We start from the raw sequence: 12,402 nt of genomic DNA, 5'->3' as shown, positions 1-12,402 counted from the left end.
ACGGAGGTCTACAGATGAACATCCCGATCCCGGCAGAAACGCCTGATCCGAACATCGACAAACCCACCTTGCCCGAGACCGAGCCGCAGCCGATTCCCGAGCAGGAACCCCCAGGCACCACGCCACCGCCGAAGGAAGAACCGCCGACGACAATGCCCCCCGTCATCGTCTGAGCAGCACGCCCCCCCTGTAGGAGTTGCCGCAGGCTGCGATCTTTTGATCTTGTTTTTAAAAATCAAAGTCAAAAGATCGCAGCCTGCGGCAGCTCCTACAGGTTGTTCGCGGTGTTCACAGATGCTGGTTTTTCTCGCCTTCTTTCTCGAACAACCTGACCACCCGCGGCATTACGCTGAAAATCCCCAGTGCCAACAGGGTACTGAGCAGTGCCGTCGCCTCCTTGCCCAACCCGGTCGCCACGCCGATCGCCGCCGTCATCCACAATCCGGCTGCAGTGGTCAGCCCTTTGACATGGCCCTCATCGCCTTCCTTGTTTTTCAGGATGGTTCCGGCGCCAAGAAAACCGATGCCGGCGATCACGCCCTGCAACACCCGGCTCATCGCATCGGACTCCGCCCCGCTGGTTTGCGGCACCAGCACGAACAGCGCCGCGCCGAGTGCCACCAGCATGTGCGTACGTACCCCGGCGGCCTTGCCTTTGTGCTCACGTTCGAAACCGAGAATTCCGCCCAGCACGGCGGCCATCAGCAGACGCACGGTGATGCGCGTCAGTTGCGAAGCGTCGCCGATGTCGGCGAACTCCGCTTGCAGCGTTTCCCACACTTCATCCCACCAGGCGTTCATCGCTCCGTCCTTTTTATTTGTCGTTAGTGCATGGACAGCGGCGACCATTAATCAGTTGCGCAGAACGATCGGCCCCGCGCGCGCCCTAACCTCTCAGGTACCCATGAAAAAAGGACAGCCTCATGCCCGTTCGAATCGATGAATCCAACCCCGAATCAAAAGTGTGTTTTTTCACCGTCGAAAATGGCGAAGAAATTCGTATCTGCGACACCCTGGAAGTCAAAACGGATAGCGAAAAAGCCATGTCGTTCGTGGAAATTGAAAACCGGCGCGTTTACATCACTGAAGCGGAGGCGGATGCCTTGACCGTCGCTGGCGCGAAAGACGGCCGCAAGCACCTGAAGGCTGACGACAGTGATTCGGTGATTTGACTGACCCTGATCAACACCTGGAGCAGACGCCTGCGATAGGCGTTTGCGCCTGCGTCTGCGGGCTGCTTCAAGTTGTCGCAGGGCGTCGCTCAGACGCCATCTGATCCGCTTTTTATTCAAATAGCTGAGTCTGTTATGCAAACAGATCGGCGCTCATAGTTCGTTCGCCTGATGGAGGCTGATGAGCGAATGACCATGAGCGAACAAATCCCCGTCCGAACCGTAGAAGCAAGCCCCACCATTAAAAATGTGCCAGGTCGCCCAATGAAGGCGAAGGCCGGCTCCACCGACAAGCAGATCCACACCCGCAGTTTCACCGGGCTGTTCCGCCGCCTGCGCATCAGCGGCGCAGGTTTTCTGTTTTTGCTGTTTTTCGGCACCGTGTGGTTGAACTGGGGCGGTCGTCAGGCCGTACTGTGGGACCTCGCCGAAAGCAAATTCCACATCTTCGGCGCGACCTTCTGGCCACAGGATTTCATCTTGCTCTCGGCGCTGCTGATCATTGCTGCGTTCGGTCTGTTCGCCATCACCGTGTTCGCCGGCCGGGTCTGGTGCGGTTACACCTGCCCGCAGAGCTCGTGGACATGGATTTTCATGTGGTGCGAGAAAGTCACCGAAGGCGAACGCAACCAGCGCATCAAACTGCAAGCAGCGCCGTGGGGCCTGAACAAACTGGCGCGGCGCGCCGCCAAGCACACCTTGTGGCTGGCGATCAGCGTGATGACCGGGCTGACCTTCGTCGGCTACTTCACACCGATTCGCCCGCTGGCCGAAGAGCTGTTCACCCTGCAGATCGCCGGGGTCAGCCTGTTCTGGGTGTTGTTCTTCACCGCTGCCACGTACATCAACGCCGGCTGGCTGCGCGAAGCGGTGTGCATGCACATGTGCCCGTATGCGCGATTCCAGAGCGTAATGTTCGACAAGGACACCCTGGCGATTTCCTATGACGCGGCCCGTGGCGAAAACCGTGGCCCGCGCAAACGCGACGTGAAGCCCGCCGAAGCCGGTCTCGGCGATTGCATCGATTGCCAGTTGTGCGTGCAGGTCTGCCCGACCGGCATCGACATCCGCGACGGTTTGCAGATGGAATGCATCGGCTGCGCGGCGTGCATCGACGCCTGCGATTCGATCATGGACAAAATGAATTACCCGCGCGGCTTGATCCGCTACAGTTCCGAGCGCGAATTGCAGGGTGGCAAGACCCACCTGCTGCGGCCAAGGCTGATCGGCTACGTCGCGGTGCTGCTGGTGATGATCGGCGCACTGGCACTGGCTTTGGTTGAACGGCCCATGGTCTCGCTCGACGTGACCAAGGATCGCGGGCTGTTCCGCGAGAACGGTCAGGGCCAGATCGAAAACATCTACACCCTGAAGGTGATCAACAAGACCCAGCAGCGCCAGGACTACACCCTGAGTCTGGTGGATGGCGAAGGCTTCCAGTTGCAGGGCAAGACCGAACTGAGCCTGGCGCCGGGTGAGATTGTCGATGTGCCGGTATCGGTGGCGATGACCACCGAACGCCCGGCCAGCAGCTCGCAGACCTTGAGCTTCAAGATCGCCGACAGCGACGAGCCGCAGATTTACAGCGTGGCGAAAAGCAGGTTTGTGGCGCCGATGAATCGCTGAGCCTTTAAGATGCAGCTCTCTTTTGACACTGCGATACCTGTGGCGAGGGAGCTTGCTCCCGCTGGGCTGCGTAGCGGCCCCAAAAACTGTGAGTGTTACGCACTCAAGCGGGAGCAAGCTCCCTCGCCACAACAAGCAATCCGAATTCAGTCCATCGCGGGATACCGATGAAACGCTACGAAAAATTCGCCGACGACATCGCTGAACTGATCCGCTCCGGCGTACTCGGCCCCGGGCAGCGAGTGCCGTCGGTGCGCTACGCCAGCCAAACCTACGGGGTCAGCCCGTCCACGGTGTTCCAGGCCTATTACCTGCTCGAACGTCGCGGTCTGATCCGCGCGCGGCCGCGCTCCGGCTACTTCGTCAACACCCACGCGCCGAGTCCGTTTTCCGAGCCGGTGATCAGCAGCCACGTCAACGACTCCACCGAAGTCGACGTCAGCGAACTGGTGTTCTCGGTGCTCGAATCGATCAAGGACCCGAGCACCGTGCCCTTCGGCTCGGCGTTCCCCAGCCCGACCCTGTTCCCGTTGCAGCGTCTGTCGCGCTCGCTGGCCAGTGCGGCGCGGGAGATGGACCCGCGCATGGTGGTCACCGACATGTCGCCGGGTAACCCGCAACTGCGTCGGCAGATTGCCCTGCGCTACATGGTCGGTGGGCTGATGCTGCCCATGGAAGAACTGCTGATCACCAACGGCGCCCTCGAAGCGCTGAACCTGTGCCTGCAAGCAGTGACCGAACCGGGCGATCTGGTGGCCATCGAAGCCCCGGCGTTCTACGCCAGCCTGCAAGTGCTGGAGCGCCTGAAACTCAAGGCCGTGGAAATCCCCGTGCACCCGCGCGACGGTATCGACCTCGGCGTGCTCGCCCAGACCCTGGAACGCCATCCGATCAAGGCTTGCTGGTGCATGACCAGTTTCCAGAACCCGATGGGCGCGACCATGCCCGAGGCGAAGAAACAGGAACTGGTGGAACTGCTGCGCCGGCATCAGGTGCCGCTGATTGAGGACGACGTCTACGCGGAGCTCTATTACGGCCAGCAAGCGCCGAAACCGGCCAAGGCGTTCGACACCGAAGGACTGGTGATGCACTGCGGTTCGTTCGCCAAGAGTCTGGCCCCCGGCTACCGTATCGGCTGGGTCGCTGCCGGGCGCTACGCGCAGAAAATCGAACGGCTGAAACTGATGACCTCGCTCTGTGCTTCAATGCCGGCGCAAGCGGCGATTGCCGACTACCTGCAACACGGCGGCTACGACCGCCACTTGCGCAAATTGCGCTACGCCCTGGAAGAACAGCAAAGCGCGATGCTCGCGGCGATTGCCCGCTACTTCCCGGCGCAGACCCGGGTCAGCCAGCCGGCGGGTGGCTACTTTTTGTGGCTGGAATTGCCGCCGCAGATGGATTCCTTGAAGTTGTTTCAGATGGCGTTGGCGCAAGGCATCAACATCGCGCCGGGGCCGATTTTCTCGCCGACCCAGCGCTTCAGGAATTGTATTCGCTTGAATTACGGCAGCCCGTGGACCGAGGATTCGGAGAAGGCAATGGAGACATTGGGGCGGATTGTGCGGTCGTTCTGACAGTCAGATATTGCCTGTGCAGGCCCTATCGCTGGCAAGCCAGCTCCCACAGTGATCGATGTCAGTCGCAAATATTGTGTACGACACAGAAACCTGTGGGAGCTGGCTTGCCAGCGATGGGGTCGGATCAGGCAACACAAAGGCCGAAGATCAACGCCCACCACCCAGATCAACAAACGTCCCGGTCGCATAAGAAGCCTTATCCGACAACAACCAGACAATCGCCTCCGCCACCTCATCCGGGCGCCCGCCCCGAGCCATCGGAATCGCCGACTCAAGCTTGCTGACCCGATCCGGATCACCGCTCAGCGCATGGAAGTCGGTGTAGATGTAGCCCGGACGCACCGCATTAACGCGAATGCCCTCGCCCGCCACTTCCTTGGACAGACCGATGGTGAAGGTGTCGAGCGCGCCTTTGGACGCGGCATAGTCGACGTATTCGTTGGGCGAGCCCAGGCGTGCGGCGACCGACGACACGTTGACGATACTGCCGCCCTGGCCGCCATGTTTGGGCGACATGCGCAGGATCGCGTGCTTGGCGCAGAGGATCGGCGCCAATACGTTGGTTTTCATGATTTTAAGGATGCGGAATTCGGACATTTCATCGACCCGCGACTTGTGCCCGACGGTGCCTGCATTGTTCACCAGTGCGGTGACCCGTCCCAGTTCGGTGTCGACCCGGTGAAACAGTGCGATGACTTCGTCTTCGATGCTGACATCGGCGCGCACCGCAATGGCTTGCGCCCCCAGCGCCCGCACTTGCTCCAGCACGCTTTGTGCGGCCTGTTCATCCGACTGATAGTTGATGCAGATCCGATAGCCCTGCCCGGCAGCCAACAACGCTGTAGCGGCGCCGATTCCGCGGCCGCCACCGGTGATTACCATGACTTTATCCATGCTGGCCCTTCCCCCAATGCACACGTAACAGTCGGGATGAAGAATAACCGCCATTGGGCGGTTTTGCATGGGCTCTGTCCAAGACAAAACCCTGCATGAGACTGAGATGTTTTCTGTAGCGAGTGAGCTTGCTCCTTCGCCACCGTTTGCAGTCAGACAGCCGCCTGAGCCTTTCCACGGGTGAGGTTCTGCATGAACGCGTCCGCCGGCATCGGATGCCCCAACAGATAGCCCTGCAACGAATCACAGCCCAACTGCGTGAGGAAGTCCTGCTGTACGCCAGTCTCCACGCCCTCGGCAACAATGCGCAAACCGAGCGCCTGGCCCAGCGCCACAATCGCCGAGACGATGGCCGCATCATCGCTGTCGTGCTCCAGATCGCGGACAAACCCTCGGTCGATTTTCAGTTCGTTGGCCGGCAAACGCTTGAGGTACATCAGGCTCGAATAGCCGGTACCGAAGTCGTCGATCGACAGGTCGACGCCCATGTCCGACAACTCCTGCAACACCGTCATGCTGGCATCGGCGTCACTCATGGCCGTGGTTTCAGTGATTTCCAGGGTCAGGCTGTTGGCCGGCAAATGATGCGTGGCCAGCGCCCTGGCCACGCTTTGCACCAGTCCCGCATGGCAGAACTGTAGCGCCGAGAGGTTCACCGCGATGCGCCAGTCGGTGTAACCGAGCACATACCATTCGCGCATCTGCCGGCAGGCCTCGTTGAGTACCCAGTCGCCGATGGCGATGATCAGGCCGGTCTTCTCCGCCAGATCGATGAACTTGTCCGGCAGCAACATGCCCTGGGTCGGATGCTGCCAGCGCAGCAACGCTTCGGCCCCCACCGGACGACCGCTGGCAGCGTCGAATTTGGGTTGGAAATACAGGCTGAACTGCCGGTGTTCCAGCGCGGCGCGCAGATCTTGCAGCAACTGCAGCTGCTTGCGTGCGTTGCTGTTCATCGAGGCATCGAAGAAGCTGTAGCCGTTTTTACCGCCGCCCTTGGCGTGATACATCGCCGCATCGGCGTTCATCAGCAGTTCCTGAGCGCTCTGGCCATTCCCCGGGTACAGGGCAATGCCGACGCTGGCGGAAATCTGCAACTCATGCTCGGCCACGCGGAATGACTGGCCGATCAGGCCGACCTGACGCGCTGCCAGGCTCAGGGCATCGTTGGGCTCGGTCAGACGCACCAGCAGCACGAACTCGTCGCCGCCAATTCGCGCCAGCGTGTCCTGACTGCGCAAATCTTCGCGCAGGCGCACACCGACTTCGCGCAGCAACTGGTCGCCCATGTGGTGGCCGAAGGCATCGTTGACCGGTTTGAAACCGTCCAGATCGATGAACATCAACGCAAAACAGCCGCCCTGCTCCTCGACCTTCTTCATCGCCTGATTGATCCGGTCGTCCAGCAGCATGCGGTTCGGCAGACCTGTGAGGGTATCGTGCAACGCCAGTTGCGTCAGTTCACGATTGGCCAGGGTCAGCGAATGCGCCAGATCGGCAGTGCGTGCTTCGAGGCGAGCATCGAGAATCGAGGTCAGCAAGGCGATCGACAGCACCGCCAGCGTGGTGATCAGCACCAGATTGTCGAGGCCGTTACCCTTGAGACCGTCGAGCGTCGCGCCGCAGAAACTGCCATCAGGAAACTGCGCGGCGGCCATGCCCGTGTAGTGCATGCCGACAATCGCGATGCCCATGATCACCGCCGCACCGCCGCGAATCAGGCGCACATAAGGCGACTGCTGGCGCAGGCGAAAGGCGATCCACAACGCCGCCGCCGAAGCACCGACCGCAATCAGCAATGAGGCGCCGAACAGGGTCGGGTCGTAGTCGATGCCCGGCGTCATGCGCAGTGCCGCCATGCCGGTGTAATGCATGGCGCTGATGCCGGCGCCCATGATCAAGGCGCCGAAACCCAACTGCAGAATCGGCAGTTTCGGCTGGCTGACCAGCCACAGGGCAAACCCGCACGACAGAATGGCAATCAGCAGCGACAGCGCGGTCACCGGAATGTCGTAGCCCAGTTCGATCGGCAACTTGAAGGCCAGCATGCCGATGAAATGCATCGACCAGACGCCAACCCCCATCGCCAGTGCGCCGCCCGCCGTCCAGAAATGCACCGCGCGCCCACGGGCACTGGCAATGCGCCCGGTCAGGTCGAGCGCGGTGTAGGACGCGAGGATCGCCACACACAAAGAAATGAAAACCAGGGTGAAGGAATAATTACCGATGAGCATGAAGATTCTCGCGACCACCCGCGCCGTACTGCGTCCATTCTCGGCCGGGCAAATGCGGCGATTGTACTGATTGCGCGGAAGAACGCACTGACAAAGTAATCATTTTGCCATCAACCCGATGAAACGCTTGTTTGATGGTTTTGCGAGGCTCTGGAGCAACCATCACAGCCTGTAGGAGCTGCGGCACGCTGCGATCTTTTGACCTTGTTTTTTAAGATCAAAAGATCAAAGCGTGCCGCAGCTCCTACACGATTTATTCGGTGGCCAGTTGACCGTCCCAGCCGCCACCCAGCGCGGCAATCAATTGCACACTGGCAATCAAGCGATTCTGCAGAATATTCAGCACAGTCCTCTCGTTGCTCAGCGCCGTGGCTTGCACCACAACCACATCGATGTAGGCGATCAGCCCGGCCTTGTACTGGTTCTGGGTCAGGCGCAGCGAGTCGCGCGCCGCATCCAGTGCTTCCTGACGCACCGCCGCCTCGTCTTCATACACCTTCAGTTGCACCAGATAGTTTTCCACTTCACGGAAACCATCGAGCACCGTCTGGCGGTACTTGGCGACAGTCTGGTCGTACACCGCCTCGGTACGGTCAACCTCGGCCGAACGGATGCCACCGTCGAAGATCGGCAAGTCCAGCTTCGGCCCGACCGACCAGAAACGGTTGGGTATGGTCAAAAGATTTTTCGAAGTACTGCTGCTGTAGCCACCGCTCATGCTCAACGTCAGATCCGGGTAATAGGCGGCTTTGGCCACACCGATATTGGCGTTGGCAGCGATCACCGAGCGCTCCGCCGAGGCAATGTCCGGGCGCCGTTCCAGCAACTGCGACGGCAGGCTCAGAGGAATTTGCGGCAGGTTCGGGATGTTCTGGGTCTCGGCAATGCTGAACTCGGCCGGCGCCTGCCCGGTGAGCACGGCGATAGCGTTTTCGAACTGTGCACGTTGCCAGATCAGGTCCACCAGATCGGCCTGGGTGGTTTTCAACTGGGTCTGTGCCTGCGCCACCGCATCGCGGCCGGAGATCCCGGCACGGTACTGGTTCTGGGTCATTTGCAGGGATTTCTCGTAGGCCGCGACCGTGGCCTCAAGCAAGCGTTTCTGCTGATCGATCACCCGCAGTTGCAGGTAGTTCTGCACCAGTTCCGACTGCTGGCTCAGACGCATCGCGGCCAGATCGGCGAAGCTCGCCTGGGCGCTGGCCTCGTTGGCCTCCAGGCCTCGGCGTAATTTGCCCCAGATATCCGCTTCCCAACTCACGCCCAACTGCGCGTTGTAGGTATCGCGAATCCCGCTGGCGGAACTGCTCAGGCTCGAACTGCTGCTGCCGGTGCCCTGACTGGAGCGGGTCTTGCCTACGCTCAGGTCGACACTGGGGTAAAACGCCCCACGGGCACTGCGCACCAAGGCCTGGGCCTGACGGTACTGCGCTTCGGATTGCGCCACGGTTTGGTTGGAGCTGTTGAGTTTCTCGATCAGGCCATTGAGCTGCTGATCGCCATACAACTCCCACCAGGCACCGCGCGCCAGCGCGTCACTCGGATTGGCCTGGCGCCAGCCCTCGGCCTCTTTGTACTGCGCAACCTCGGCAGTCTGCGGGCGCTGATAGTCCGGGCCGACGGCGCAGGCACTGAGCATCGCCACGCACAGCGACAGGCTCAACAGGCGCGAACCGCGCGCAGTGGCCAGATTGAGAAGCGAACGGTCGGTCATAGCGGAGTTTCCAGAGCAGCGTCAGTACGCACGCCACGCCACTTGTTGAAGCGGTGGCGCAGCTTGTCGAGATAGAGGTAAACCACAGGCGTGGTGTAAAGGGTCAGGACCTGACTGAAGATCAGGCCGCCGATGATGGTCAGGCCCAGGGGCTGGCGCATTTCCGCGCCTTCCGCGCGGCTGAGCAACAGCGGCAAGGCGCCGAGAATGGCCGCCAGGGTGGTCATCAGAATCGGCCGCAGCCGTTGCAGGCAGGCGCTACGGATCGACTCCAGCGGCGACAGGCCCTGATGGCGCTCCAGTTGCAGAGCCAGGTCGATCATCAGAATGGCGTTCTTCTTCACCACCCCGATCAGCAGGAACAGTCCGAGCAGCGAAATCAGACTGAATTCGCCGCCCAGCGCGTAGATCGAGAGCAATGCGCCGACCCCGGCCGAGGGCAAGGTCGAGAGGATCGTCAGCGGGTGAATGTAGCTTTCATACAGCACACCGAGCACCAGATACACTGCGAGCAATGCACCGAGGATCATGAACGGCTGGCTCTTCTGCGTCGCGGCAAAGGCATCGGCGGTGCCGGCCATTTTCGCGATCACGTCTTCCGGCAGACCGACCTTGGCAATCGCCCGCTCGATGGCGGCACTGCCCTGCTCCACAGTCACGCCTTCGGCCATGTCGAAGGCGATGCTTTCGGACGCAAACTGGCCTTCGTGGCTGACGCGGTCGTCTTCCAGGCTGTTTTCGTAATGGGCAATGGTCGACAACGGAATCCGCGCACCGTCAGCGGTAATCACCTGCACCTGATTGAGGGTCACCGGATCCTGCGCGTACTTCTGATTGACCTCCATCACCACCTGATACTGGTTGAGGCTGTCGTAGATCGTCGAAATCTGCCGCTGGCTGTAGGCGTTGTTCAGCACCGCCGTGACCATGTTCATGTCGACCCCGAGGCGCTTGGCCTGATCGCGGTCTACGATCAGCGTCACCTGCTGCGCACCGCGTCCTTCGCGGGCATCAATCGCAGTCAGCTCCGGCAGTGCGCGCAGCGCAGTCACCACTTTCGGGTACCACTCGCGCAGGGCGCCCAGGTCCCCGCTTTGCAGGATATAGCTGTATTGCGAGGTGGTCTGTTCGCGACCGCCGCCGAACTGCAGGTCCTGATCCGCCATCAGCATCAACTGGGCCCCGGGGACCTTGGGCATCTCCTTGCGCAGGCGTTCGATGACTTTCTGCGCCGACAGGTTGCGTTCCTTGATCGGTTTCAGGCGCACCAGCATGAACGCGTTGTTGGTGCCGTTGGTGCCACCGATGAACCCGGCCACGCTCTCCACCGCTTCGTCCTTGAGCACGGCGCGGCGGAAGGTTTCCATTTTCGGCTGCATCACGCTGAACGACAGACCGTCGTCACCCCGCACGAAACCGATCAACTGGCCGGTGTCCTGCTGCGGCATGAACGTCTTCGGCACCACCACGTACAGCCCGACGTTGACACCTACGGTGATGATGAGGCTGAGCAAGGTCAGGCGGCGGTGGCGCAACACCCAGTCGAGGCTGGTCGCATATTTGCCGACCATCCAGTCGTTGGTCTTGCGGCTCCAGCGTTGCAGGCGGTTTTCCTGGCCCGGCGTATGCGGTTTGAGCCAGCGCGCGCAGAGCATCGGCGTCAACGTCAGCGAGACCACCAGCGACACCACAATCGCCGCCGCCAGGGTGATGGAAAACTCACGGAACAGGCTCTCGACAATGCCGCCCATGAACAGGATCGAGAGGAACACCGCCACCAGCGACACGTTCATCGACAACAAGGTAAAACCGACTTCCTTGGCCCCGAGGTACGCGGCCTTCATCGGTTTGACGCCTTCGTCGATGTGCCGGGAAATGTTTTCCAGCACCACGATGGCATCGTCCACCACCAGCCCGGTGGCCAGAATCAACGCCATCAGCGACAGGTTATTCAGCGAAAAACCGTAGAGGTACATCACCGCGAACGTGCCGACCAGCGACACCGGCACCGCCAGCGTCGGAATCAGCGAGGCGCGGAAGTTACCCAGGAACAGGAACACCACCAGAATCACCAGCGCCACAGCGATCAGCAAGGTCATTTCCGCTTCGTGCAGCGTGGCCTTGATCACCGGCGAGCGGTCCATCGCCAGATTCAGCTTGACGCTGGCCGGCAGCACCGCTTGCAAGGCCGGCAACTGCGCCTTGATCTCGTTGACCGTCTCGATGATGTTGGCGCCGGCCTGGCGGTTGATCACTAGCAACACCGCCGCGTCATCGTTGAAGAAACCGCTGTTGTAACGGTCTTCGACGCCGTCGCTGACCTTGGCCACGTCCTTCAGACGCAGGGCCGCGCCGTCCTTGTAATGGATGATCAGCGACTCGTAATCCTTGGCTTTTTCCAACTGGTCGTTGGCCTGGATCTGCCACAGGCGCTCGCCGTCTTCGACCGAGCCCTTGGGCCGGCGCACGTTGGCCGCGGCGATGGTCTTGCGCACATCGTCGAGCGCCACGCCGTACTGGTTGAGCGCCTGCGGTTCGAGTTCGATACGCACCGCCGGCAGCGAACTGCCACCGATCTGCACCTCACCCACGCCCTGCACCTGGGACAGGCTCTGCGACAGGATGGTCGAGGCCAGGTCGTAGAGCTGGCCTTTTTCCAACACATCCGAGGTCAGCGACAGCACCATGATCGGCGCCTGCGACGGGTTGACCTTCTTGTAGGTCGGCATGCTGCGCATCCCGCTCGGCAACAGGTTGCGCGAAGCGTTGATGGCTGCCTGCACCTCGCGCGCTGCGCCGTTGATGTCGCGGTCAAGGTCAAATTGCAGAATGACCCGGGTCGACCCCTGGCTGGAACGGCTGCTCATGGTATTGACGCCGGCTATCGCGCCGAACGAGCGCTCCAGCGGCGTCGCCACCGTGGACGCCATCACTTCGGGACTGGCACCGGGCAGACTGGCCTGGACCACGATCACCGGAAAGTCCATTTGCGGCAGCGGCGATACTGGCAGCAGGCCGAAACTGACGCCGCCCAGCAACATGATCGCCAGGCTCAGGAGCATGGTCGCGACCGGACGCTTGATGAAAGGACCGGACAAGTTCATTGACCGCAATCCCCATCAAAACAACTACCCACTGTGGGAGCGAGCCTGCTCGCGAAGACGGTCTGACGTTCAACCTTG

The 12,402-nt window shown here is 61.1% G+C and carries 9 protein-coding genes; 4 read left to right on the top strand and 5 right to left on the bottom strand.

Annotated features, from left to right (window positions below):
• Positions 1 to 14 precede the first annotated feature (14 nt).
• Positions 15 to 173, top strand: coding sequence for a hypothetical protein (locus AC193Q_RS05380; RefSeq protein ID WP_003224520.1), 159 nt, complete (start codon positions 15 to 17; stop codon positions 171 to 173).
• Positions 174 to 288: 115 nt separating this feature from the next.
• On the opposite strand, the gene AC193Q_RS05375 is transcribed toward AC193Q_RS05380, so the two are convergent.
• Complete coding sequence (locus AC193Q_RS05375) at positions 289 to 801, bottom strand: MgtC/SapB family protein (protein ID WP_121185272.1); 513 nt, start codon at positions 799 to 801, stop codon at positions 289 to 291.
• A gap of 122 nt (positions 802 to 923) precedes the next feature.
• On the opposite strand from AC193Q_RS05375, the gene AC193Q_RS05370 reads away from it, so the two are divergent.
• The 3 genes from AC193Q_RS05370 to mapR all read left to right on the top strand — a co-directional run bounded on the left by AC193Q_RS05370 (position 924) and on the right by mapR (position 4,375).
• Complete coding sequence (locus tag AC193Q_RS05370; protein ID WP_095669224.1) at positions 924 to 1,172, top strand: DUF3203 family protein; 249 nt, start codon at positions 924 to 926, stop codon at positions 1,170 to 1,172.
• A 195-nt stretch (positions 1,173 to 1,367) separates the two neighbouring features.
• On the top strand, positions 1,368 to 2,798 hold the full coding sequence (ccoG, locus tag AC193Q_RS05365; RefSeq protein ID WP_121187747.1) for a cytochrome c oxidase accessory protein CcoG: 1,431 nt from the start codon (positions 1,368 to 1,370) through the stop codon (positions 2,796 to 2,798).
• Between the two features lie 167 nt (positions 2,799 to 2,965).
• Positions 2,966 to 4,375, top strand: a complete 1,410-nt coding sequence (mapR, locus tag AC193Q_RS05360) for a GntR family transcriptional regulator MpaR (protein ID WP_483879264.1) — start codon at positions 2,966 to 2,968, stop codon at positions 4,373 to 4,375.
• Between the two features lie 150 nt (positions 4,376 to 4,525).
• Here mapR and AC193Q_RS05355 read toward each other — a convergent pair whose 3' ends face one another.
• From AC193Q_RS05355 to AC193Q_RS05340, 4 genes are all read right to left on the bottom strand, one after another.
• Positions 4,526 to 5,272 carry an SDR family oxidoreductase gene (locus AC193Q_RS05355; protein ID WP_047294160.1) on the bottom strand — a complete coding sequence of 249 codons (747 nt, stop codon included), beginning with the start codon at positions 5,270 to 5,272 and terminating at the stop codon, positions 4,526 to 4,528.
• A 152-nt stretch (positions 5,273 to 5,424) separates the two neighbouring features.
• Positions 5,425 to 7,506: a bifunctional diguanylate cyclase/phosphodiesterase gene (locus tag AC193Q_RS05350; protein WP_121185268.1), complete on the bottom strand. Its 2,082-nt coding sequence runs from the start codon at positions 7,504 to 7,506 to the stop codon at positions 5,425 to 5,427.
• 253 nt (positions 7,507 to 7,759) lie between these two features.
• A complete protein-coding gene (locus AC193Q_RS05345) occupies positions 7,760 to 9,220 on the bottom strand; it encodes an efflux transporter outer membrane subunit (RefSeq protein WP_121185266.1) in 1,461 nt (486 codons plus the stop codon).
• Entirely contained in the window at positions 9,217 to 12,324 is a 3,108-nt protein-coding gene (locus AC193Q_RS05340; RefSeq protein WP_121185264.1) for an efflux RND transporter permease subunit, read from the bottom strand. Before AC193Q_RS05340 ends, AC193Q_RS05345 begins: the two co-directional genes overlap by 4 nt.
• Positions 12,325 to 12,402 lie beyond the last annotated feature (78 nt).

It is taken from the genome of Pseudomonas sp. F2 (assembly GCF_057174385.1).
The sequence above is the reverse complement of the archived record's forward strand: the minus strand, read 5'-3'. Positions and strand labels throughout refer to the sequence as shown.